The sequence below is a fragment of the Lentzea indica genome, assembly GCF_012184385.1.
Taxonomy (GTDB): domain Bacteria; phylum Actinomycetota; class Actinomycetes; order Mycobacteriales; family Pseudonocardiaceae; genus Lentzea; species Lentzea indica.
The window spans coordinates 1-21,698 of sequence record NZ_VSRL01000013.1 but is presented as its reverse complement, the minus strand read 5'-3'; the positions used below and the strand labels follow the sequence as shown (position 1 = coordinate 21,698).

The window sequence follows — 21,698 nt, the reverse complement described above, 5'->3', positions numbered from 1 at the left end:
TCGATGACCGGGTTCAACGTCCACACCCAGGCGATGCGCGACCACGCGCGCCGGCTGGACGGCATCGTGAAGCAGATCGAGACGGCGCAGCAGGCCGTCGGACAGGCGCAGATCAACGGCGCCAACGCGTACGGCATCCTCTGCAGCCCGCTGCTGGAGCCGATCATGGGCACGGTCGAGGCCGCCGGCCAGGCCGCCATCGCCACCTCCAAGGCCGTCCTCGACGCGACGGTGGACGGCGTCAACGGCATGGCCGACGTGTACGACGCCACCGACGAGGCCATCGACGGCCACCTCAAGAAGATCATCGAGAAGCTCGGGGAGCTGACGTCATGACGGCACCGAACCCGCTGGTGGCCAAGGCCCCGGACGCTCCGGGCAAGCTGGCCGGCATCAACCTGATCGAGCCCGCGGCGGACGCGGTGTCCGCGGTCCAGCGCGGTGACTGGGCGGAGGCGGGCATCAACGTCCTCGGCGCCGGCATCGACGCGCTGGGCTTCCTCACGGACCCGTTCGGGACGCTGCTGTCGTCCGCGTTCTCCTGGTTCATCGAGCACGTCGAGCCGTTGAAGTCGATGCTCGACTCGCTCGCCGGCAACCCCGGCGTGATCAACCAGAACGCGGCCACCTGGGGCAACGTCGCCGATCATCTGAAGAAGGCCGGCGAGGAGATGGCGCGTGTCGTCGACGCCGACACCGCTCAGTGGCAGGGCGCCGCTGTCGCCGCCTACACGCCGGTGGCGAAGCTGGAAGCGCAGGGCGTCAAAGCCGCCGGCATCGCCGCGGAAGGCGTCGGCGCCGCGCTGACCGGTGCGGGTGTCGCCGTCGCGACGGTGCGCACGATCGTGCGTGACCTGATCTCCATGGCGATGAGCGAGCTCGTGCAGGCTTTGATCAGGTGGGCGGCGGCCGCGCTGCTGACGGTCGGGCTCGCGACGCCGGGCATCATCGCCGACGGCATCCGGCTGATCATGAAGTGGGCCAAGAAGGTCTCCGACTGGCTCGACAAGATCATCAAGACGATGCGCAGCCTGTCCAAGGTCATCGACAAGATCTTCGAGGTCCTGGACAAGGTCAAGAACGCGCTGAAGGCCGTGACTCCCAAGGTCGTTCCGAAGGGCCTGCCGGCCGATGGCACGAAGATCTTCACCGAGGCCGCGGAGAACATCGCGACAGGCGCGGTGAACACCACCGCGACCGGCGTCGTGAAGAACCTGCCGACCGAGGCCGCCAAGGTCGACGACTCGCCTTACGCCACAAGGTGATGTGCGTGAGTGGTTGTGGTCGCCGCAGACCACAACCACTCACGACCCCCGTTACGAGAGCCAGGCTGCCGCGTCCGGTGGCAGCTGGCCGTTGGTCAGCGGAATGCTCGACAACGTTGGCGTGGCGGGCAGATCGATCGGCCGGTCCGACAGGTTGACGACGCAGGTGTGGTCGTTGCGCTTGAACGCCAGCACGTTCTCGCCCATGTCGAGCCACTCCAGGTCGCCGTCGATCGCGCGTCGCTGCGCGAACACCTGGCGGTACAGGGAGAGCATCGAATCAGGGTCGTCCGTCTGGGCCGCCACCGAGAACTGCTGCCAGTTCCCGGGCTGCGGCAACCAGCTCGGGCCGTCGTCGGCGGACCAGGGGAGCGGCACGCGGCAGCCGTCCCTGCCCCTGTCGGTGAAGCCGGAGCGGTGCCAGACCGGGTCCTCGCGCAGCTCGTCCGGCAGGTCCTCGACCTCCCAGAGGCCCAGTTCCTCGCCCTGGTACACGTAGACGCCACCGGGCAGCGCTGCGGTGAGCATGATCGCCGCGCGGGCTCTGCGCGTGCCCAGTGCGAAGTCGGTCGGGGCGCCGTGCTGCCTGTCGGCGAACGAGAATCCCGTCTTCTCGCGGCCGTAGCGGGTCACGTGCCTGGTGACGTCGTGGTTGGACAGCACCCAGGTCGGTGGCGCGCCAACGGGTTCGTGCGCGGCCAGCGTGTCGTCGACGACCTGCCGCAGCTCCTGCGCGTTCCACGGGCAGCAGAGGAAGTCGAAGTTGAACGCGCTGTGCATCTCGTCCGGCCGCAGGTACCTGGCGAACCGGATCGGGTCCGGCAGCCACATCTCGCCGACGAGGATGCGCTCGCCGTCGTAGGAATCGACGATCCTGCGCCACTCCCGGTAGATCTCGTGCACGCCGTCCTGGTCGGAGTACGGCTGGTCGGCGTCGGGCCTGCTGAAGTCCTTGACCAGTCCGTCCGCCACGTCGATGCGGAACCCGTCGACGCCGCGGTCGAGCCAGAACCGCAGGATGTCCTCGAACTCGTTCTCGACGGCAGGGTTCTCCCAGTTGAAGTCCGGCTGCTCCGCGGCGTAGAGGTGCAGATACCAGCGGCCGTCGTCGAGCTTGCTCCACGCGGGGCCGCCGAACCGCGACTGCCAGTCGTTCGGGATGTCCTCGCCGTCACGGACGTGGAAGCGGTCCCACAGTCCGTCCTTGAACCACGGGTGCTGGTCGCTGCAGTGGTTGGGGACGAGGTCGATGATCACCCGCAGGCCCAGCCCGTGCGCGTCCGCGATGAGCTTCTCCGCGTCGGCGAGCGACCCGAACACCGGCTCGATGTCGCGGTAGTCCGCCACGTCGTAGCCGCCGTCGGCGAGCGGGCTCGGATACCACGGGTTCAGCCAGATGGCGTCGAAGCCGAGGCTCGCGATGTGCTGGAGCTTGGCGCGGAGGCCGGCCAGGTCGCCGATGCCGTCGCCGTTGCCGTCCGCGAAGCTGCGCAGGTAGACCTGGTAGATGGATGCGTTGCGCCACCAACTCATCTGGTGTCCTTTCAGCCTTTTACGCCGCCCGCGGTGAGCCCCGCGAGGATGTGCCGCTGGAACGCGAGGAACAGCGCGACCATCGGCAGGCTCGCGAGCACGAGGCCCGCGAGCAGGAGGTTGATCGGGGTGTCGGGGGCGAAGCGCTGCAGCGCCACGCTGAGCGTCTGCTTCGCCGGATCGGGGAACACGAGCAGCGGCCAGATGAAGTCCTTCCAGGCCGCGACGACAGCGAAGATCGAGACGACGGCGAGGATGGGCCGCGAGATCGGCAGGACCACTCTCACCAGGGTCGTCCAGGTGCCTGCACCGTCGATCCTGGCCGCTTCGAGGAGTTCTTCCGGGATCTGGTCGAAGAAACGTTTGAGCAGGTAGACGTTCAGCGCGTTCGCCGCGGCCGGCAGCCAGATGCCGGCCGGGTTGTTCAGCAGGCCGAGGTCGGTGAGCGTGAGGTACACCGGGACCAGCAGTGCCGTCGCCGGCAGCATCAGCGTGGCGAGCATCAGACCGAGGATTGCGTTTCCGAACAACGGTTTCAGCTTGCTGAGCGCGTAGGCCGCGGGCACGATCACAGCCATCTGGACGGCCCACGCGCCGATCGCGACGACGAACGTGTTGAGGAAGAACCGGCCGAGGTCCATGTAGTTCCAGGCGTCGGCGTACGCGCCCGGTTCCCACGTCTCCGGCAGGATCGTCGGCGGTTGCCGCGCCAGCTCCGCCGGTGGTTTGAACGCGCCGACCAGCACCCAGACCAGCGGGAGCAGGAACGCCGCAGTGAACAGGATCAGCGTGAGCGTGAGGACGACCCAGTAGGCCTTGCCGCCCGGTCTCGTGAGGGTTCTCATGCGTCCGCCCTCCTGGTGATCTTGAGGTAGAGGAAGGAGAAGACGCCCAGCACCGCGAAGAGGATCAGGCTCAGCGCGCTCGCGGTGCCGAAGTCGTTGTAGTAGAAGGCGTACCGGTAGAGCAGGAGCAGCACGGTGACCGTGGACTCCTCCGGTCCTCCACCCGTCATGACGAACGGCTCGGTGAAGATCTGCATCGTCGCGACGACCTGCAGGAGGAGGAGCATGAGGATCACGAACTTGGTCTGCGGAATCGTGACGTGCCAGACCTTCTTGAGGATTCCCGCGCCGTCCAGGTCGGCCGCCTCGTACAGCTCACCGGGGATGGTCTGCAGCGCTGCCAGGTAGATCAGCGTGGCCGAGCCCATGTTCGCCCACGTGATCACCAGGACGAGGCTGATCATGCTGGTGCTGCTGGAGTCGAGCCATTGTGACGTCGGCAGCCCGAGTCCTCTGAGGACCGAGTTGAACAGTCCGGGTCCCGGATCGTAGAACCACTTCCACAGCAGGGCCGTGACGACCGGCGGCAGCATCACCGGCAGGTAGACCAGCAGCCGGAAGTAGCCCTTGGCGTGCCGCAGTTCGTTGAGCACCACGGCGGTCAGGAACGGGACGCCGAAACCGATGACGAGCGCCAGTACCGTGAAGTAGAGGGTGTTGCGCCACGCCACCGCGAACAGCGGGTCCGCGAAGAGCCGCTCGAAGTTCTCCCAGCCCACCCAGTCGGGGCTCGTGACGAAGTTGACCTGCTGGAAGCTCAGGACCACCCCGCGCACGATCGGATACCAGGAGAACACCGCGAAGACGACCAGTGCGGCACTCAGAAAGCCGTACGCGGTGACGTGGCGCCGCACTCACTTCACCTGTGCCAGGACGGCGTTGACCTTGGTCTCGGCGTCGGCGAGCAAAGCTGCGTGATCAGCGTCCTTGTTGGTCAGCGTCGCCTGGACGACACTGTCGAGGATCGCGTAGACCTGCTGCGCCTGCGGCGGTTCGAGCGAGCCCTTGGTCTTCTCCGAACCGTCCACATAGGCCTGGAAGTTCTGCACCGGCATGGTGGCGTACTTGCCCTTGAGCTCTTCCTGCTTCTTGCGCGGCTCACCGGTCCAGATGTCGGCGATCGGCGGGATCGGCAGGCCGACGGGCTGGCCGCGATCCTTGTACCGCTGCAGGTTCATCTCGAGGCGGTCCGGGTTCAGGTACTTCCACTGGACCCACTTCAGTCCGGCTTTGATCTTCTCCGGCGAGGCCTTGGGGTTGATCATGTAACCCTCGCCGCCGAGCAACGTGCCCTTCTGCCCGGGGATCGCGGCGAGACCGTAGTCCTCGTACTTGCCCTTGAACTGGTTGACGATCGCGGCGACGTTGTCCGGCGCGGCGAGGTACATGCCGAGCTGGCCGGCGCCCATCATGTTCTGCACGTCGCCGATCTCCAGGAGCTGCTTGTCGCCCATGGAGTTGTCGTCCCAGCGCATCTCCTTGAGACGGCGCAGGACTTCCTTGCCCTTGTCGTTGTTGAAGTCGGCCTTGTAGGTGTCGCCGTCCTTGCGGGCGATGTCACCGCCGACGGACTTCATCCACGTGGTGAAGTGCCAGCCGCCCTGGTTGCTCTTGCTGTACTCGGCGAACCCGGTGACGCCGGCGTCCTTGAGCTTCTTGGCGGCTTGCCGGACCTCGTCCCACGTCTTCGGTGGCGAGTCCGGGTTCAGGCCCGCCTTGGTGAAGTTGGTGCGGCTGTAGAGCAGGCCCATCGTGTAGTTGGCGGTGGGCAGGCCGTAGACCTTGCCGTCGGCCGTGAAGACGTCCTTGAGCTCCTGCTTGAGGTCGCCGTAATGCGGGACGTCCTTGACGTAGCCGGTGAGGTCGGCTGCCTGTTTTCTGGCGATGAGAGCCGCGGGATCTGTGAAGTAGACGTAGAAGACGTCCTCAAGCTGCCCGCCGGCGAGCTTGGCCGAGAACGTCTTCGGGTCCATGAACCCCTCGTGCGGCACGAGGTCGATGTCCTGGTTCTGCTTCTCGAACTCCGCGACGTCCTCGTCGAAGACCTTGCGGTCGAACGCCTGGGTCTGCGGCGGCTGGCCGTTGATGTTGATGACGACCTTGCCGCCCGGCTCGGTCGTGGAACCGCTCCCACAGCCCACTGAGCTTATGGCGAGGACACCGCCGAGCAACACGGCAGCGGACTTCTTCATGGTGGGGCCGCCCTTCTCGCGAGCGCGTCGATGTGACGGCGACCATAAGTCGTCGTTACATCTGAACGCAATATCTAGACGAAAACTCGCAAGAAGGCGACTGCCCTGTTACCTCGCCGGCGCGGTCGAGGCCCTCACCACCAACTCCGGCTCGAACAGCAGCTCATCGGGCGCCACGGCGTTGCCGGAGATCTGGTTGGCCAGCAGCTCCACGGCGGCCCGTCCCATGGCCTCGATCGGCTGGCGGACGGTGGTGAGCGGCGGATCCGTGCAGGTCATGAAGGCGGAGTCGTCGTACCCGATGATCGACACGTCCTTGGGCACGTCGAGCCCGGCTCGCCTGACAGCCCTGATCGCCCCGAGCGCCAACGGGTCGCTGGCGCAGATGATCGCCGTGACCCCGCGCTGCACGAGCTTCGTCGCCGCGGCCTGCCCGCCCTCCAGCGAGAACATGGCGTGCTCGACGACCGCCCCGCCGCACTTCTCGATGGCCTGCAGCTTCCGCAGGCTTGGCACGTGGTCCGGCGGCCCCAACACGGCCCCGATCCGCTTGTGCCCGAGCGACACGAGATGCCCGTAAGCCTGCTCCACCGCCACCGCGTCATCACACGAAACCCGAGGGAACGCCAGGTCGTCTATGGCCGCGTTGACCAGCACCGCAGGCAGCTTGCGCGACATCATCTGCTGGTAGTGCCCATGACTCGCGTCCTTCTGCGCGTACAGCCCGCCCGCGAACACGATGCCCGACACGTGCTGCTCAAGAAGCAGTTCGAGGTACTCCGCCTCCGTCACCCCGCCGGCAGTCCTCGTGCAGAGAACGGGCGTGAAGCCCCTTTGCGCCAGCGCGTTCCCGACCACGTCCGCGAACGCCGGGAAGATCGGGTTCTGCAGCTCGGGCAGCACCAGCCCCACGAGCCGCGCCCGCTCACCCCGCAGCTGCGTCGGCCTTTCGTAACCCAGCACGTCAAGCGCGGTGAGCACGGCCGACCGCGTGGCGTCCGAGACCCCGGGCTTGCCGTTCAGCACCCGGCTGACGGTGGCCTCGCTGACCCCGACCTTGGCCGCGACCTCGGCCAGCCTCCGTTGCGTCATGACGCAAGTGTACGCAAGTTCTTGCGCTCGCTTGCAGCACCACGCTCACCCTCCTGGCAGGCGCCTGCGCACCCGGGCCGTCGATAGGCTTGAACGTCGTCAGCAGGTGAGGGAGACCGCGATGGCCATCGACCCAGTCCAGCCCGCTCCCGTTCCTCAGCCGCCTGAGCGCACGTGCTGGCCGCCGCGTCCGGTGCAAGGAGTTGACTGGTTCCGTCGCATGCCGACTGGAGGCGGCACGGTCCACGTGCGGTCCGCCGACTGATCAGGTGCCATGCGGTCGCGTGTGCTCGTCTACTTCGGCAGCCTGCTCGCAACAATCGCACTGATCAACACGCCGGTGCCCAGGATCGTCGTGTCCGCGGTGCTGAATCCCTAGGCCGGCGACGCGGTCGGCCGGAGCCTCGGTTCCATCACCAAGGACCTGGTGCTGGTGCTGCTCATCTCGATCTACTTCGAGTGGGTCCGCACCAGGGAGCACAGCGAGTTGTTGCGCGGCATCGACCGCAAGCTCGACGACCTGCGCGCCGCGACCGCACCGGCGGTCCGGCAGCTGGTGCTGGACTCGACCTCACCGGAGGAACTCGCCGCGACCGCACTGGATCGGCACATGCCACACGCGGCCGACAAGTCCTCGCTCGTGTCGCTGGTGCTGTCGCCGCGACCTGCCTACAACGAAGTGTCGATGGCGCTGCGGGTCGAGCGCGTCGACGGCGACATCGTGCACGTCGGAAACCTGCTCGAGATGACCATGCCGCGCGGGCTGATCCTGATCGCGGCCACCACGTCGCCAACGCACTCGGCCGCGCTGTCCGCGGCGTGCCCGCAGCTGTTCGAGGTCACCGCGTTGCCACGGCTTGTCCCCTTCAACGAGGCGGTGAAGGCGTACGGAGAGCAGCTCGAATGTTATGTCGAGCCGCCGCGTGGAGGGGCGAGGCGGGTGGAGTTCCGCAGGGTGCCGGCGAACGCGTTGCGGCAGTACATTTCACCGCCGGTCGGGATGGCGACCTCCGAACTCGCGCTCTTCGTCGCCGACCTGAGCCAGGAGAGCACCGAGCTCGTGCGCGTGCGCCAGTACTTCCACTGGTCGCAGGATCTGAAAGAGCACTTCATCTACTGGTACGCCGACAGGCCGATGTTCATCCGCAGCATCACCGTGGACGTGCGCGAACTGCTGCGGATCGGCAAACGTGAGGTGGTCGTGCACGCGTTTCTCGGCGGTCTCGACTCGTTGATGCTTGATACGGATGAGGGGCATCTGTCGACGAGGCTGGACCGCTGGGTGGTGCAGGGGCAGGGCGTCGTGGCGGTGTGGTGACTCGCGGCGTCCGACTTCAGCGGCGGGCTTCCCGCCACAGCAGCGCCACGCCGTGTCCCGGCAGCATCCACGACCGGACGTCCAGGTCGCCCAACTGGTCCGCGCGCAGCCACTGCGCCGCTTCGGTACCGGACCTGAACGTGAACGGCATGATGCGGAACTCGTGGCCGGGCGAGTGGTCGACGGCGAGCTCGGTCGCATCGAAACTTATGGTGTCCACATAGGACGGGTAGGGAGACTGCCAGTACGCGAAACCGTCGTTGGTGCGCTGCAGCGAACGTGATGACACAGTCAGGCCGAGGATCGAGCGCACGACGTGGTCGTCGGCGATCCCGCTGAGGTCGCACTCCAGGATTCGCAGGTCGCTCATGTGGTCGAGAGGACTGAGTTTCGGCAGCGGGGCCATCGCCTCGCGGAAGAAGGTCAGGTAGTTCGCCCACTGGTCGAACCTGACCTCGACCGGCGGGATCTGGCTCGGCTCCGCTGACCGGCGTTGGTCGTCGTGGTCGAGGTAGTCGATCGTGATCTTCGTCGAGTCGCGGATGTCGTCGACCGAGTCGAGGAACAGCGACGCGTCCGGCATGAAGTAGAGCTCGAACAGCGGGAAGCGGCACGCGGCGCTGATCGTGTCGCGCAGCAGGGCGTTGCTGGTGGCGAAGATGACGAACCGATCGACTGGAACGCTGTGCCGGAACTGGTGGCTCTGGGTCGTGGTCAGGTGGTACGTCTTGGTGTCCACACCTTGCAGTTCGAGCCGTACCCTCGTGCGCGTGCTGATCGTCAGGTCGTCGCCCTTGGGGTGCATGCCGCTGCCGCCGAGCACACCGGACACCACATCGTCGTTCTGCTGTCCGCTGCCGTAGATCCTGGACAGGAACGTCCGCAGCACCTCGCTCGGCAGCAGGTGCTCCACGATGCCAGGACCGGAGATGCGGCCCATCTCGTTGACCAGCCGCTGGTGCAGGAACAGTTCGTAGGCACCTAGCAGGAAACCCGCCAGTGCCGGCAACGGCCACAGCACGACCAGCACGTCATGGGCCAGAATCCGCGAGGTCGGTTGCCAGAGCAGCACCGCGGTCAGGTCGGCCGCCGCGATCAGGATCAGCAACCCGGCGACGGCCAGCGCCTGTTTTTCCCTGCGCGCCACCACCACCTGATCGCCGCCCCCTCACTCCACCGAACTGTTCATACATGGTGGGAGTGATGCCGGGGTCAGCGCCAGACCCTTTCGGCTCATGCCGTATCAGCGCGACTTTCCCCAGATGGGGTTGTCTGACACCCCCACGTACGTGCTGAGGGTGGCTCTCGGCTGTGTGTCGTCGGTGGCCACGTCGTTGTACAGACCCAGCAGGTGAGTGGTCATCGCGCTCTTGGAGCCGACCTCGTCGTGGCGCCGGAGGAACCAGATGACCTGCTCGTGCTCGTTCGCGGAACGGTTGTGCACCTCGCGGGACGGGTGCGCGTGCCGCTTGCAGTCCTGCAGGCCGGGCACGAGCGCCTGGTACATCTGCTCCAGCAACTCGTTGTGCGACGCGCGTACCAGTGCCGAGTGGAACTCCTCGTCCGATTCGATCACTTCCTGCATGTCCTCGACAGGCGCGCGCTGGTAGCGGCGGTTCAGCTTGGCCAGTTCGTCGAGCTCACCGTCACCGGCGCGAACCGCCGCGAGGCTCGCGGCCGTGGTCTCCAGGGCGATACGCACTTCCAGCAGGTCCGTCTGGGAGAACTGCCTTGCAGCGAGTCTGCCCTCGAGGTGTTCCTCGACAGCGGCCAGGTCGGTGCGGCGCACGTACCAGCCGAGGCCACGGCGCACCTCGACGATGCCCTGGAGCTGCAGCCGCTGAAGCGCTGTACGCAGCGACGACCGGGCGACATCCAGTTTGCGTGCCAGTTCCGGCTCGGTGGGGAGGCGGTCGCCCGCCTTGAGAGTGCCGCCGATGATCTGCTCGCGGAGCTTTTGCTCGATCAGCTCCGGCAGTGGCCGTCGAGAATCAGGCGAGAGCGACCAGCTCTCGCCAGGATGTGCGTCGTCGGCGGGCATTGGTCCAGTTTAGGCCTATCGCAGTCTGGTTGCAACTTGTCTGGCAACCTGGCGACCGTTGACAGACAACCTACAACACGAGATCCTTCTACCAGGTGGACGCCTGGGACCGCCCACACCCAGGAGGCCGGGCCACCTAGTCGGGAGGGAACGAGATGTCCGCAGGGAGTGCACTCGGAATCGCCGCCGCCGTAGCAGTCGCCGTCACCGCCATCGGCTGGCGCACCGTGATCACGATGATCGCCGTCTCGGTCGTCGCGCTGGCCGTCGTCGGCTTCGTGAACGTCGCCAGCATCATGTTCGGCTGATGGACAGAACCAACCCGGTGCCCCGGTTCGCGTCTTCCCGGCGCGGATCGGGGCACCGGCATTTCTGGGGGGATCCACGTGTTGTGCAGGCCGCGGTGTGCTCTAAAGTTGCGCGCCATCAGGGCGCCGCTGGTGTGGTGGGGCCCATGACTCCATGGCGTCGGGGGACGTGAGTACGGGGTCTTCGGTGATGGGTACGCCCGCTGCGAGCACGCATGCGATGCATGCGGTGCTCGCTCCTGCGTCCTCGTTGGTGGACGAGCGACGCACCCTCTACCGGCTCGCGGTCGACCTGTTCGCGCCCGGCACCGAGTTGTCCGACAACCTCGCGGACCACCCGATCGTCCGCTACGAGATCGGCAGGGCGCTCGCGGGGCACGGTGGCCTGGATCCGGAGCGGCTGAACGAGATCGCGGAGATGCGCGTGCGCGACGCCGGTGTCGCCGTGGCCGCAGATCCGCTGGCAGCCGAGGTGCTCGAGGCCCCGCTGCGCATCGTTGCTCAATCTGGTGTCCGGCCGTTGCCGCTCACCGAGTCGGATGGTGAGAGGTTCGACAACGCGCTTGCGATCGTGGCAGCCGGCGTCCGGATGTTCCGCGAACTGGCGCCGGCCATGGCTGACGACCTGCTCGCGCACGTGTCGTTGGTCGCGGTGCTCAAGCGGGAGACCTCTGGTGGTCTCGTCTCGGCGTCGTCGCGGTACGTCCCCGGCATCGTGCTGATCGACGAGCCCTCGCTGCCGATGGAGGTCGCCGAGGCGTTGGTGCACGAGGGTGCGCACGAAAAGTTCTTCGACCTCGCCATCGTGAAAGAATTTCTTGACGCGAGGGCTGAGGACGCGGATTATTTCGAGACTTCGTGGTCGCACGTGCAGTGGCCACTGGAACAGACGTTCGCGGCTTGGCACGCCTACAGCTGCCTCGCGCAGTTCAACACCTCAATTGGCGCCGAACGACTCGGCCCTGATTCATTGCTGCCGAAAGCAAGTGAACGGGCCGACGAGATCGGCGAGTGGTTGGTCACGCACGAAAACGACCTGCGTGCGGACGCGCGCTGGCTCTTGCACGCCCTGATGGGCGACACGATGGAACTCACTGGTGAGGGTGTTGTGCCGTCGCAAGTGGACGGTGTGACACTATCCCTGGAGATTTCAGAAGACAGCCATTTTCACCTGCTCCCGGACGTGCGGTACAAGTGCGCGGCCACGGGACGTGTGGTGGCGGGCAGGGCGGCACAACCGCCTGAAGTCTTCTGGCTCGACGAGGACGCGAGCTGGGCTCTGGACCAGTGGCGTAACGATAGAACGCCGAAAACGTTCGGGTGGATGCTCACCCGGGCAACCGAGGAATGGCAGGTCGACTCCGCCACAGCGGCGGCGAGGCTGGAAATGGCACTCGGTTCGCTTCAGCGTTCGTCACTCGTCGGGCTGTCCGGCCAAGCACATTAAGTCGCCTCCCGAGAAGGAATCATGACCACCCCGAACCAGCCTCTTCGCCGGCAGCAGTTCCCGCAGAACGCCGGCGTGCCTGTTCCCCACCCTGCGACCGGGGTGGGCCCGGTGATCGGCCAGCCGGTCACCCCTGTTTCCTGGTTCAGGCGGATGCCCACCGGTGGCACGGTCTACACGAAGCCCGCAGATGGGCGCCAGAGCTGACTTTCCCGTGGTGAAGGAGTCGGCTCGCTGGCTCCTTCTGCCTTCGTCAGCCGCACTCCGGCAACGTGAGCGCTTTCCCGCTGGCGACGCATATTTCCTCTGTGCGTGCACGCTTGCCTGCTTTCTTGACCGTGTACGCCGGAACATCTTGGCTCGACGCTGACTCGAGCAGGGCGGCGACCCGTGTTCCTGCGACCTGACGAAGTCGTGCAGGACCACTGAGTCCGCGCCAGCACACCCGAAGGGGCCGGTTCGCCGGTCCCTTCGGCGTTCGGTCGTTCAGGGTTCAACTTCACAGGCGCATAACAACTAGGCCACAGGGCGTACCGCGGACCCCTTCTTAATCCGTTAGGGGGACGTCGATGGTCTTAGATCGCGGCATCCCGCCGATCCCCAACGGAGTAACTCGATGCGCCTGACGCCCCTGAGAAGAACCGGCCTGCTCGCTTCCGCCGCAGCGGCCGCTGTGGCCACGCTCGCCCTGACGAGCACCGCTTCCGCCCAAGCGCCGACCACGGACGACAAGCGCGCGACTCCGTACACCAAGAACGTCGACATCAACCATCCTGAGGCCTGCACCGTTGGCGGGCTGACCGGGGAGACGATCCACCCGAGCGAGTTCACCTACACCGGCGGGGACAACGAGATCTACCTCAACGTCACCGGCGTGCCCGCCGGGCTGACGGTCACCGGTGTGGTCGTCAAGGGCGGGCCCAACTTCAACGTCTACCTCGCCAAGGACCTCGGCCCGTTGCCGTGGAACGAGCTGCGCTCCCCGTTCAACGAGGGCGGTCAGCAGGCGCAGATCAGTCACTGGTACGGCTGCGGCATCGAGGACGAGACGCCGAGCAGCAGCGTGACCCCCTCGTCGTCGACCTCCACCTCGACCTCCACGTCGTCGTCGAGCTCGGCTCCGACGTCCGCCTCGACCACCGTGTCGTCCTCCGAGGTCGCGGTCACCACGACCACGACGGCCGCGGTCGCGCCGGTCGTCAACGAGGACAACCTGGCCTCGACCGGTTTCGGGTCCGCCTGGCTCGTCGGTCTCGGTGCGGCGCTCCTCGCCGCCGGTGCCGCCGTGCTGCTCGTGCTGCGCAGGCGCCGCGCCTAACTCCGTTCCATCAGCACGCCCCACAGCGTGCCGAAGTTGATGCGGGTTTCGACGTGGAACTCCACGTCTTCAGAAGCCGCCCCGCCGCCGTAGATCTCCACGGCGCGCTGGGCGGCTTCTTCGCCTCTGGCGCCGGCCAGGCACGCCAGGTCCCACGCCACGGGGCCGCGCCACGTGTCCTCGAAGTCGTTCCACACCGGGCCGGACGGGGTCATCAGCAGGTTCCCGTAGTGCGAGTCGCCGTGCAGCGGCTGGACGTCGTTGTAGTGCACGTCCCATTCGGCCAGCAGCTCGGCGTGGCGTTCGCGGAAGGGCTCCAAATCGGGCACGCCGAGGCCCTCCAGGTACTCGAGCGTGTTCTCGACGTCGTCCATGGGGCCGCGCACCGGCAACTCGCCTTCGTACAGCCGCAGCTCGGCGTGCAGGGCGGGCAGCATCTTGAGCACGTCGGGGCGCGTCAGTTCCACCGAGGGGTCGTGCGGGACGTACGTGCTGAACGTGAGCACGAACCCGTCAGCCGTGTGAGGCCCCGCGGGCAGCTCAGCCGAAGGCGTCACGACCGGCACGCCCCGTGAGGCCAGGAAGGCCGACACCGAGAGGTCTCGGGCCAGGTGAACGGCCACGGACGGGCGCACCAGGGCCGTGCGGGAGGCGATGCGAGCGACGACAGGGGCCGGGCGCAGGTGCACGATGACGTTGCTGCCGTCCTTCAGCACGACAGGGTCCGTGGAAACCACACCGTGAGCGGCCGCCAACGACACTGCAGTCTGCACAGCTGAGGTGCTCATGGAGCTGAGGCTGGCATCAGCCCTGGGGGAGAAGCGACTCCATTTCCGAGATCTCCTTCTCCTGATGCGCGACGACGTCCTGGGCCAGCTTGCGGGTCTCCGGATCCGTGCCCGCGGCGAGGTACTTGTGAGCCATCTCCACGGCTCCGCGGTGGTGCTGGATCATCAGCGAGAGCCACTGGCGGTCGAACTCGGTGCCGTCGAGGTCGGCGAGGTTGCCCAGCTCGACCATGCCGCGCGAGTCGGAGTGGCCGTGTGAGCTGTGCGACGACGCCTGGACCGGTGCGTTCCACGAGCGCAGCCAGCCGTTCATGCGGTCGATCTCGGGCTTCTGCGACCGGGAGATGCGCGAGGCCAGGTCGATCACGTGGGGGTTCTCGGTGCGGGACGCGACGAGCTCCGTCATCTCCAGCGCCTGCTCGTGGTGCGGGACCATGCCCTGGGCGAACGCGACGTCCGCGGAGTTCTGCGTGGCGGGGGAGCCACAGGCGGCCAACGACAGGACTGCGGCGGCGACAGCGAGCAATCGGAGCACGGCGGCAGGATACGTGTGACGTGCGCTACGCCGCTGGCCACCGGCCATGGCCCACCCGAATGGAGCTGATCGGCTCCGTCTAATATCCGGTGAGTTTCCCGAACGACTGGTCCCACCAAGGCCTGGAGGCACCGTGACGGCCGTAGCCCCGCAGCCGATCGCAACGCGTCCTTATCCGACGCGCACTGCGGTCAAGGGGTCCTTCCTGCTGCGGATGTTCCGCACCACGGACCACAAGCAGATCGGCATTTTGTACCTGGTCACCTCGTTCGCCTTCTTCATGGTCGGCGGCGCGATGGCCATGCTGATGCGGACCGAGCTGGCCCGTCCCGGCATGCAGTTCCTCAGCCAGGAGCAGTTCAACCAGCTCTTCACGATGCACGGCACCGTGATGCTGCTGCTGTACGCGACGCCCATCGTGTTCGGCTTCGCGAACTTCGTGCTCCCGCTGCAGATCGGCTCGCCCGACGTGGCGTTCCCCCGGTTGAACGCGTTCTCGTACTGGCTGTACCTCTTCGGCGGCCTGATCGTGATGTCGGGCTTCATCACCCCCGGTGGTGCGGCTGACTTCGGCTGGTTCGCGTACACGCCGCTGAGCAACGCCATCCACTCGCCGGGTGTCGGCGCCGACCTGTGGATCTCCGGCCTGGTGATCGGCGGTCTCGGCACCATCCTCGGCGCGGTGAACATGATCACCACCGTGGTCTGCCTGCGCGCGCCCGGCATGACGATGTTCCGGATGCCGATCTTCACCTGGAACATCCTGGTGACGTCGGTGCTGGTGCTCCTCGCGTTCCCGATCCTCACCGCGGCGCTGCTCGGCCTGCTGGCCGACCGCCATCTCGGTGCCCACGTGTTCGACCCCGCCAACGGCGGCGTGATCCTGTGGCAGCACCTCTTCTGGTTCTTCGGGCACCCCGAGGTCTACATCGTCGCGTTGCCGTTCTTCGGCATCGTGTCGGAGATCTTCCCGGTGTTCAGCCGCAAGCCGATCTTCGGTTACAACGGCCTGGTCTACGCGACGCTCGGCATCGCGGCACTGTCCGTCGCCGTGTGGGCGCACCACATGTACGCGACCGGCGCCGTGCTGCTGCCGTTCTTCGCCTTCATGACGTTCCTCATCGCGGTCCCGACCGGTGTGAAGTTCTTCAACTGGATCGGCACGATGTGGAAGGGCCAGCTGACGTTCGAGACGCCCATGCTGTTCAGCATCGGCTTCATCGTCACGTTCCTCTTCGGTGGCCTCTCCGGCATCCTGCTGGCCGCGCCCGCGATCGACTTCCACGTGTCCGACACGTACTTCGTCGTCGCGCACTTCCACTACGTGCTCTACGGCACGATCGTGTTCGCGACCTTCGCCGGCATCTACTTCTGGTTCCCGAAGATCACCGGCCGGTTCCTCGACGAGCCGCTCGGCAAGCTGCACTTCTGGACGACGTTCCTCGGTTTCCACGCGACGTTCCTCGTCCAGCACTGGCTGGGCAACGAGGGCATGCCGCGCCGGTACGCCGACTACCTCGCCTCGGACGGCTTCACGACGCTGAACATGATCTCGACGATCGGTGCCTACATCCTGGGCGCGTCGACGCTGCCGTTCATCTGGAACGTCTTCCGGTCCTACCGCTTCGGTGAGGTCGTGACGGCGGACGACCCGTGGGGCTACGGCAACTCGCTCGAGTGGGCCACGTCGTCCCCGCCGCCGCGGCACAACTTCACCGAGCTGCCCCGGATCCGTTCCGAGCGCCCGGCGTTCGAGCTGCACTACCCACACATGATCGAGCGCATCCGGAACGAGGGTCACGTGACCTTCACCGGCAAGACGATCGCTCACGAGAACGCGAAGCCCGCGCCGTCCGAGATGGCGGGCGCGGCGATCCAGTCCGGTACGGCCTCCGAGAAGTCGGAGTCCGACCACAAGTAACCTGCCAGTAACAGGTTCAACGTCGAGCCCCGGCTGCTTCCACGCGGTCGGGGCTCTTCGCGTCTACGAGGAGACGACGACGTGAAAACGCCCGTGCTCATCACCGTGACCGGCCCCGACAAGCCCGGTGTCTCCTCCGTGCTCTTCGCAGTGCTGACCAGGCACGGCGTCGAGGTGCTGGACGTGGAGCAGGTCGTGATCAGGGGACGGCTGGTGCTCGGTGCGCTGGTCTCGACCGACCACGATCCTGAGGGCCTGCAGGAGTCCGTCGAGCAAGCCATGGCCACGGTCTCGATGCACGTGGAGATCGAGATCGGCGCGGACTCGAAGCGCACCGCGCGGCTGGAGTCGTCGCACGTGCTGATCGTGCTGGGCCGCCCCGTGACGGCGCGGGCGTTCACCGAGGTCGCGCGCCGGTTGGCGTCGCTCGGCGTGAACATCGACGCGATCCGCGGCGTCGCCGACTACCCCGTCACCGGCCTTGAGCTGCGGGTTTCGGTCGCCGACGACACGATGGAGAACGACGCGGAGCTGCGGTCCGCGCTGGCCGACGTGTCGGTGCGGGTGGGCCTGGACATCGCGGTCGAGCGGGCCGGTCTGACGCGCAGGGCCAAGCGCCTGGTGGTGTTCGACGTCGACTCCACGCTCATCCAGGGCGAGGTGATCGAGATGCTGGCCGCGCACGTCGGGTGCGAGGAGCAGGTGCGCGAGATCACGGAGGCGGCGATGCGTGGCGAGCTCGACTTCGCCGAGTCGCTGCGGCGCCGGGTCGCACTGCTGGAGGGCTCGACGCGAAGGTGCTGGACGAGGTCGGCAAGTCGCTGGAGCTCACGCCCGGCGCGCGTACGACGGTCCGCACGCTGAAGCGTCTCGGCTTCTTCTGCGGTGTCGTGTCGGGCGGGTTCACGTCGGTGATCAAGGGTCTCGTCGACGACCTCGGCCTGGACTTCTGCGCGGCGAACACGCTGGAGATCGTCGACGGCAAGCTGACCGGTCAGGTGGTCGGCGAGATCGTCGACCGGCCTGGCAAGGCGGTGGCGCTGCGCCGGTTCGCCGAGGAGGCGGGCGTGTCGCTGGCGCAGTGCGTGGCGGTCGGTGACGGCGCGAACGACATCGACATGCTGGGCGCGGCCGGTCTGGGCATCGCGTTCAACGCCAAGCCGGCGCTGCGCGAGGTCGCCGACACCGCGCTGTCGCACCCGTTCCTGGACGCCGTGCTGTTCATCCTCGGCGTGACGCGGGCCGAGGTGGAGGCCGCGGACGCCGCTGACGGCCTGGAGCTGACCCGGCTGTGATGATCCTCGACCTGATCGCGTCCAGGAACTACGCAGCCAAAAACGATTTGGGCGAGTCCGAAGTCCGCGCGATGCCGATGGTGTTGCGCATCGAACGCACGTCGCCGCCTTCCCGGACGGCACTGCTGGAAGCCGCGGCCGCCTCCGCGGTCGCGGTGTGCCTCGACCCGCGTGCCGACGTCGGCGGGGAGTGGCACGAGGCCGTGCGGGCGTGGGTGGCCGGGCGGATCCGCAAGGTGTCGCGGCGGGCCCGTGGCGTGCAGTGGGACGCCGTGCAGGAGCTGCCGGGCGTGACGATCACCGTGGACGGTGCGTCGGTCCGTTCGTTGCTGCCCGTCCTGGTGTCGGAGACGCCTCGGGAGGTCGCGAAGCTGCAGATCTCCGGCTCCGACCTGCCGGTGGACGAGCCGGGCCCGGTGCCTGCAGGGGCGCGGCTGCTGTACGTGAACCCGCGCGTCGAGATGTCGGCGGGCAAGCTCGCGGCTCAGGTCGGACACGCGTCGATGCTGCTGGCGCCGCGGCTGTCCGAGGACGAGCTGAAGGAATGGGCGTCGCTGGACTACCGGTGTGCGGTCCGGACGCCTTCCGTCGCCGAGTGGGACTCGCTGATCCACCGCGGCGACGTCGTGGCCGTGCGGGATGCGGGCTTCACGGAGGTCGAGCCGGGCACGACGACGGTGCTCGCTGTGTGAGGGTGCTGTTTGAAAGCACGCGAATCGGGTAAATCCCCAGCTCGTGGGCTTACTCGACGCGCTCGACGCGCGGCTCGGTGACGGGCTGGAGAACGTGCTGTGCTCCCACCACGCCAGAAGACTGCGCCGGTTGGGCTGGGGAGAGGTGCTGGACGGCGACGGCGCGGGGTGGTTCACCCCGCGCCGCCCTGTCCAGCACGGCAACAAGATCGAGATCCTGATCGACGGCGCCACGGCGTTTCCCGTGGTGTCTCAGGCGATCGAGAAGGCGCAGAAGTACGTCCACATCGCGAACTGGCACGCCTCAGCGGACTTCCGGCTGACCCGCGAGCCGGGAGCGCCGCAGCTGCGCGAGCTGCTTTCGGCCGCCGCGGAACGGGTTCCGGTGCGCGTGCTGCTGTGGGCGGGCCCGCCGATCCCGTTCTTCGAGCCGACGCGCAAGCGGGCTGAAGCGGCTCAGCGCGAGTTCCTGGAGTGCGGCGCGGTCCGGTGCGAACTGGACGCACGCGAACGAACCCTGCACTGCCACCACGAGAAGATCGTGATCGTCGACGACGTCGCGTTCGTCGGAGGCCTCGACATGACGGCGGTCGAAGGCGATCGCCACGACTCGCCGGAGCACCCGCCGCGTGATCTCGGCTGGCACGATCACGTGGCGCGGCTGGAGGGACCGGTGGTGGCCGAGGTGGCGGCCCACTTCGCCGCGCGGTGGCTGGAGATCGCGGGGGAGACCCTGCCCGCGCCAGAGGCGCCGCCCGAAGCCGGACCGTCGTCGGTGCAGCTGGTGCGGACGATTCCGGAGCGGACCTACGGGTTCTCGCCGCACGGGGACTTCAGCCTGCTCGACTCGTACCTGCGGGCGCTGCGGTCCGCCAAGTCGTTGATCTACTTGGAGAACCAGTTCCTGTGGTCGCCGGAGATCACCGAGGTGCTGATCGAGAAGCTGCTCCGGCCGCCGACGCCGGAGTTCCGGATGGTGCTGTTGCTGCCGCAGAAGCCCAGCAACGGCGCCGACACCACCCGCGGGCAGCTCGGCCGATTGCTCGACGCAGACGCCGACGGACGGCTGGTCGCTGCAACCCTTGTCGCACATGGCGATGCTCCGATCTACGTACACGCCAAGCTGTCCGTTGTGGACGATCAATGGCTTTCGGTCGGTTCGGCGAACCTCAACGAGCACTCGTTGTTCAACGACACCGAGGTCAACGTGGTGACCGACGACGCCGCGGTCGCTCGCGGCACGAGGCTGCGCCTGTGGGCCGAGCACCTGGCCGCGGACGTGTCGGGACCGGTCGACGAGGTGGTCGACCAGGTCTGGCGGCGCGCTTTGAAGGGCCGCTCACGGGTGATGGAGCTACCTGGGGTGTCACGGCGAGCTGGAAGGCTGCAAGGACCGTTACGTGGATTGCTGGTCGACGGCTGATCTCTGGGTCTAGTTTGGCGAAGTGGCCAACGAGGTGACGATCCCGCTGCTGCCGTGCGCCTCCATCGACGAGGTCGCCGAGTTCTACGTGATGCTCGGGTTCACGATCACGCACCGGCAGCGGCGTCCGAACCCGTATCTGTCGGTGCGGCGGGAGGACGTCAACCTCCACTTCTTCGGCATTCGCGGCCACGATCCGGAGCAGTCGTACAGCTCGTGCCTGATCCAGGTGGACGACACGCGGGAGCTGTTCGAGGCGTTCGCCCACGGCATGCGGACCGTGTACGGGATGGTGCCGCTGTCCGGCATACCCCGGATGACAAGGCCTCGGCGCGACGGCTTCCTCGTCGTCGATCCCGGTGGCAACTGGATCCGGATCGTGCCGGCGGTGCGCGAGCGGGAACCCGCGCCCACGCGGCTGGCCAGGGCGCTGGACAGCGCGGTGACGCTCGCCGGGTCGCACGGGGCGGAGCGGCAGGCGCTGAGGATTCTCGAAGGGGCGTTGGCGCGGGAGGTGCACGCCTCGGAGGAGGAGCGGATTCAGGCCGAGGAGTTCAGGGCCAAGTTGCTCGCCCGGCTTGGCTTGCACAGTTGACTTCGGCGTCTGCAAGTACCGAGCCTTTTCCATCTTCATGATGTGCGCCACGAGGCGCTTGATGTTCGAGCGAGGGTGAGAGGCCCTTGCCGCCTGGTCGTCGCAGCGGCTGGGTGAAGCTGGGAGCAGTCTGACCTGGGGAACGCCGGGGAGGGCGGAAAGCAGCTCTGACAACGCCGGGACGTGCCAGTACTGCCAGATGGTGCGGGTTCGGCTAGCGAGGCCCGAGGGTGCAGCGTGAGCGAACCAGTGGTTGACGCCCCGTAAGAGTGGAACCGGCTCCAATCTGGCGGATATGGGCCGGGGTGCAGTGCACGGTTCCCTGATTTCTCGCGGGGGGCCGACTCTATGGCCGTCTCTCATGGTCGGTGTGGAGGCCACGCTGAAGGTCTGCGGCGTAGGCGTGGCGATGCTGCCGGGGTAGAGCTGGGCGCCTGCCGGGCTGATCGAACATCGAGTGAACGTGGGAACCGTCCGTGACCGCCCTGTCCTCAGGCGTCCAGCCTGCGGGGCGGGGCAGGTTCGTTGCCGGCTGAGGGTCACGGGTGGGGCGGAGGTCTCGTAGTAGTCCGAGCACGCGAGAGGCGTGCACATGGCGAAGGGGACCAGTGATTCTGCGACGGAGGATGCTGGAATGCCGGGAGGACGCGGGTGAATACCCGTGAACCGGAGCTGGTCTTGTATTGGGCTGAGCGCCGGGTACTGGAGATCCAGGCCAAGTTGCACCGTTGGGCGATCGAGGATCCTGATCGCCGGTTTGATGATCTGTTCAATCTCGTGGTCGATCCCGCGTTCTTGTTGGTGGCGTGGGAAAGGGTGCGGAGCAACAAGGGCGCGCGCACCGCTGGTGTGGACGGGGCGACGGTGGCCTGTATTCGTGACGGGCAAGGGGTCGAGGTGTTCCTCGATCAGTTGCGGTCGCGAGTGAGGGGCGGTGGTTTCCGTCCGGTTCCGGTGCGGGAGCGGATGATTCCCAAGTCTGGTGGCAGGTTGCGCCGGTTGGGCATCCCGACCGTGGCGGATCGGGTGGTGCAGGCGTCGTTGAAGCTGGTGCTGGAACCCGTGTGGGAGGCGGATTTTCAGCCGTGCT

At 67.0% G+C, this 21,698-nt stretch carries 21 protein-coding genes and 2 pseudogenes; 14 read left to right on the top strand and 9 right to left on the bottom strand.

Features of this window, described 5'->3' with window-relative positions:
* Positions 1 to 3: 3 nt before the first annotated feature.
* Together FXN61_RS05865 and FXN61_RS05860 are read left to right on the top strand one after the other, a co-directional pair.
* Positions 4 to 336 (top strand): type VII secretion target, encoded by a 333-nt coding sequence (locus FXN61_RS05865; protein WP_167970952.1) that lies wholly within the window; start codon positions 4 to 6, stop codon positions 334 to 336.
* Positions 333 to 1,265 (top strand): WXG100 family type VII secretion target, encoded by a 933-nt coding sequence (locus FXN61_RS05860; RefSeq protein ID WP_167970950.1) that lies wholly within the window; start codon positions 333 to 335, stop codon positions 1,263 to 1,265. Before FXN61_RS05865 ends, FXN61_RS05860 begins: the two co-directional genes overlap by 4 nt.
* 51 nt (positions 1,266 to 1,316) lie before the next feature.
* Here FXN61_RS05860 and FXN61_RS05855 read toward each other — a convergent pair whose 3' ends face one another.
* From FXN61_RS05855 to FXN61_RS05835, 5 genes are all read right to left on the bottom strand, one after another.
* A complete protein-coding gene (locus tag FXN61_RS05855; protein WP_167970948.1) occupies positions 1,317 to 2,798 on the bottom strand; it encodes a glycoside hydrolase family 13 protein in 1,482 nt (493 codons plus the stop codon).
* Between the two features lie 11 nt (positions 2,799 to 2,809).
* Positions 2,810 to 3,643: a carbohydrate ABC transporter permease gene (locus tag FXN61_RS05850; protein WP_167970946.1), complete on the bottom strand. Its 834-nt coding sequence runs from the start codon at positions 3,641 to 3,643 to the stop codon at positions 2,810 to 2,812.
* Positions 3,640 to 4,497 carry a carbohydrate ABC transporter permease gene (locus FXN61_RS05845; RefSeq protein WP_167970944.1) on the bottom strand — a complete coding sequence of 286 codons (858 nt, stop codon included), beginning with the start codon at positions 4,495 to 4,497 and terminating at the stop codon, positions 3,640 to 3,642. Before FXN61_RS05845 ends, FXN61_RS05850 begins: the two co-directional genes overlap by 4 nt.
* The gene (locus tag FXN61_RS05840; protein WP_167970942.1) at positions 4,498 to 5,835 is read right to left on the bottom strand and encodes an ABC transporter substrate-binding protein; all 1,338 of its coding nucleotides are present in this window, start codon (positions 5,833 to 5,835) and stop codon (positions 4,498 to 4,500) included.
* A 108-nt stretch (positions 5,836 to 5,943) separates the two neighbouring features.
* Entirely contained in the window at positions 5,944 to 6,927 is a 984-nt protein-coding gene (locus tag FXN61_RS05835) for a LacI family DNA-binding transcriptional regulator (protein WP_167970940.1), read from the bottom strand.
* Positions 6,928 to 7,354: 427 nt separating this feature from the next.
* Between FXN61_RS05835 and FXN61_RS05830 the strand changes: the two genes are divergently transcribed.
* The gene (locus FXN61_RS05830) at positions 7,355 to 8,245 is read left to right on the top strand and encodes a hypothetical protein (RefSeq protein WP_167970939.1); all 891 of its coding nucleotides are present in this window, start codon (positions 7,355 to 7,357) and stop codon (positions 8,243 to 8,245) included.
* Between the two features lie 16 nt (positions 8,246 to 8,261).
* On the opposite strand, the gene FXN61_RS05825 is transcribed toward FXN61_RS05830, so the two are convergent.
* Both FXN61_RS05825 and FXN61_RS05820 read right to left on the bottom strand, forming a co-directional pair.
* A complete protein-coding gene (locus FXN61_RS05825; protein WP_312877565.1) occupies positions 8,262 to 9,392 on the bottom strand; it encodes a hypothetical protein in 1,131 nt (376 codons plus the stop codon).
* Positions 9,393 to 9,488: 96 nt separating this feature from the next.
* The gene (locus tag FXN61_RS05820) at positions 9,489 to 10,286 is read right to left on the bottom strand and encodes a FadR/GntR family transcriptional regulator (RefSeq protein WP_167970937.1); all 798 of its coding nucleotides are present in this window, start codon (positions 10,284 to 10,286) and stop codon (positions 9,489 to 9,491) included.
* 155 nt (positions 10,287 to 10,441) lie between these two features.
* On the opposite strand from FXN61_RS05820, the gene FXN61_RS05815 reads away from it, so the two are divergent.
* The 4 genes from FXN61_RS05815 (at position 10,442) to FXN61_RS05800 (ending at position 13,359) form a co-directional block, all read left to right on the top strand.
* Positions 10,442 to 10,594, top strand: coding sequence for a hypothetical protein (locus FXN61_RS05815; protein ID WP_167970935.1), 153 nt, complete (start codon positions 10,442 to 10,444; stop codon positions 10,592 to 10,594).
* 229 nt (positions 10,595 to 10,823) lie between these two features.
* The gene (locus FXN61_RS05810) at positions 10,824 to 12,041 is read left to right on the top strand and encodes an aKG-HExxH-type peptide beta-hydroxylase (RefSeq protein WP_167970933.1); all 1,218 of its coding nucleotides are present in this window, start codon (positions 10,824 to 10,826) and stop codon (positions 12,039 to 12,041) included.
* Between the two features lie 21 nt (positions 12,042 to 12,062).
* Positions 12,063 to 12,248, top strand: coding sequence for a hypothetical protein (locus tag FXN61_RS05805; RefSeq protein WP_167970931.1), 186 nt, complete (start codon positions 12,063 to 12,065; stop codon positions 12,246 to 12,248).
* A gap of 409 nt (positions 12,249 to 12,657) precedes the next feature.
* A complete protein-coding gene (locus FXN61_RS05800) occupies positions 12,658 to 13,359 on the top strand; it encodes an LPXTG cell wall anchor domain-containing protein (RefSeq protein WP_167970929.1) in 702 nt (233 codons plus the stop codon).
* Here FXN61_RS05800 and FXN61_RS05795 read toward each other — a convergent pair.
* Both FXN61_RS05795 and FXN61_RS05790 read right to left on the bottom strand, forming a co-directional pair.
* Positions 13,356 to 14,147, bottom strand: a complete 792-nt coding sequence (locus tag FXN61_RS05795; RefSeq protein ID WP_167970927.1) for an aminoglycoside phosphotransferase family protein — start codon at positions 14,145 to 14,147, stop codon at positions 13,356 to 13,358. The genes FXN61_RS05800 and FXN61_RS05795 overlap by 4 nt on opposite strands.
* 16 nt (positions 14,148 to 14,163) lie before the next feature.
* A complete protein-coding gene (locus FXN61_RS05790; RefSeq protein WP_223165322.1) occupies positions 14,164 to 14,682 on the bottom strand; it encodes a DUF305 domain-containing protein in 519 nt (172 codons plus the stop codon).
* A 133-nt stretch (positions 14,683 to 14,815) separates the two neighbouring features.
* On the opposite strand from FXN61_RS05790, the gene ctaD reads away from it, so the two are divergent.
* From ctaD to FXN61_RS05760, 7 genes and pseudogenes are all read left to right on the top strand, one after another.
* A complete protein-coding gene (gene ctaD / locus FXN61_RS05785) occupies positions 14,816 to 16,603 on the top strand; it encodes an aa3-type cytochrome oxidase subunit I (RefSeq protein WP_167970923.1) in 1,788 nt (595 codons plus the stop codon).
* Between the two features lie 81 nt (positions 16,604 to 16,684).
* Positions 16,685 to 17,131 (top strand): annotated as a pseudogene (locus FXN61_RS57070) (ACT domain-containing protein); the annotation flags it as partial.
* A gap of 161 nt (positions 17,132 to 17,292) precedes the next feature.
* Positions 17,293 to 17,898 carry a phosphoserine phosphatase SerB gene (gene serB, locus FXN61_RS57065; RefSeq protein WP_312877564.1) on the top strand — a complete coding sequence of 202 codons (606 nt, stop codon included), beginning with the start codon at positions 17,293 to 17,295 and terminating at the stop codon, positions 17,896 to 17,898.
* Positions 17,898 to 18,590: a peptidyl-tRNA hydrolase gene (locus tag FXN61_RS05775; RefSeq protein ID WP_167970921.1), complete on the top strand. Its 693-nt coding sequence runs from the start codon at positions 17,898 to 17,900 to the stop codon at positions 18,588 to 18,590. The genes serB and FXN61_RS05775 overlap by 1 nt, the downstream gene beginning before the upstream one ends.
* Before the next feature lie 43 nt (positions 18,591 to 18,633).
* Positions 18,634 to 20,013 (top strand): phospholipase D-like domain-containing protein, encoded by a 1,380-nt coding sequence (locus tag FXN61_RS05770; protein ID WP_167970919.1) that lies wholly within the window; start codon positions 18,634 to 18,636, stop codon positions 20,011 to 20,013.
* Positions 20,014 to 20,035: 22 nt separating this feature from the next.
* Positions 20,036 to 20,608 carry a DUF8817 family protein gene (locus FXN61_RS05765; RefSeq protein WP_167970918.1) on the top strand — a complete coding sequence of 191 codons (573 nt, stop codon included), beginning with the start codon at positions 20,036 to 20,038 and terminating at the stop codon, positions 20,606 to 20,608.
* A 651-nt stretch (positions 20,609 to 21,259) separates the two neighbouring features.
* Positions 21,260 to 21,698 (top strand): annotated as a pseudogene (locus tag FXN61_RS05760) (group II intron reverse transcriptase/maturase); the annotation flags it as partial.

Excerpts from the sequence above, each read along its gene's own strand:
- FXN61_RS05865 (WP_167970952.1), top strand. The coding sequence starts at position 4 with ATGACCGGGTTCAACGTCCACACCCAGGCGATGCGCGACCACGCGCGC.
- FXN61_RS05805 (WP_167970931.1), top strand. The coding sequence starts at position 12,063 with ATGACCACCCCGAACCAGCCTCTTCGCCGGCAGCAGTTCCCGCAGAAC.
- FXN61_RS05855 (WP_167970948.1), bottom strand. The coding sequence starts at position 2,798 with ATGAGTTGGTGGCGCAACGCATCCATCTACCAGGTCTACCTGCGCAGC.
- FXN61_RS05815 (WP_167970935.1), top strand. The coding sequence starts at position 10,442 with ATGTCCGCAGGGAGTGCACTCGGAATCGCCGCCGCCGTAGCAGTCGCC.
- FXN61_RS05840 (WP_167970942.1), bottom strand. The coding sequence starts at position 5,835 with ATGAAGAAGTCCGCTGCCGTGTTGCTCGGCGGTGTCCTCGCCATAAGC.
- FXN61_RS05835 (WP_167970940.1), bottom strand. The coding sequence starts at position 6,927 with ATGACGCAACGGAGGCTGGCCGAGGTCGCGGCCAAGGTCGGGGTCAGC.
- FXN61_RS05850 (WP_167970946.1), bottom strand. The coding sequence starts at position 3,643 with ATGAGAACCCTCACGAGACCGGGCGGCAAGGCCTACTGGGTCGTCCTC.
- FXN61_RS05800 (WP_167970929.1), top strand. The coding sequence starts at position 12,658 with ATGCGCCTGACGCCCCTGAGAAGAACCGGCCTGCTCGCTTCCGCCGCA.
- FXN61_RS05820 (WP_167970937.1), bottom strand. The coding sequence starts at position 10,286 with ATGCCCGCCGACGACGCACATCCTGGCGAGAGCTGGTCGCTCTCGCCT.
- FXN61_RS05860 (WP_167970950.1), top strand. The coding sequence starts at position 333 with ATGACGGCACCGAACCCGCTGGTGGCCAAGGCCCCGGACGCTCCGGGC.
- FXN61_RS05795 (WP_167970927.1), bottom strand. The coding sequence starts at position 14,147 with ATGAGCACCTCAGCTGTGCAGACTGCAGTGTCGTTGGCGGCCGCTCAC.
- FXN61_RS05775 (WP_167970921.1), top strand. The coding sequence starts at position 17,898 with ATGATCCTCGACCTGATCGCGTCCAGGAACTACGCAGCCAAAAACGAT.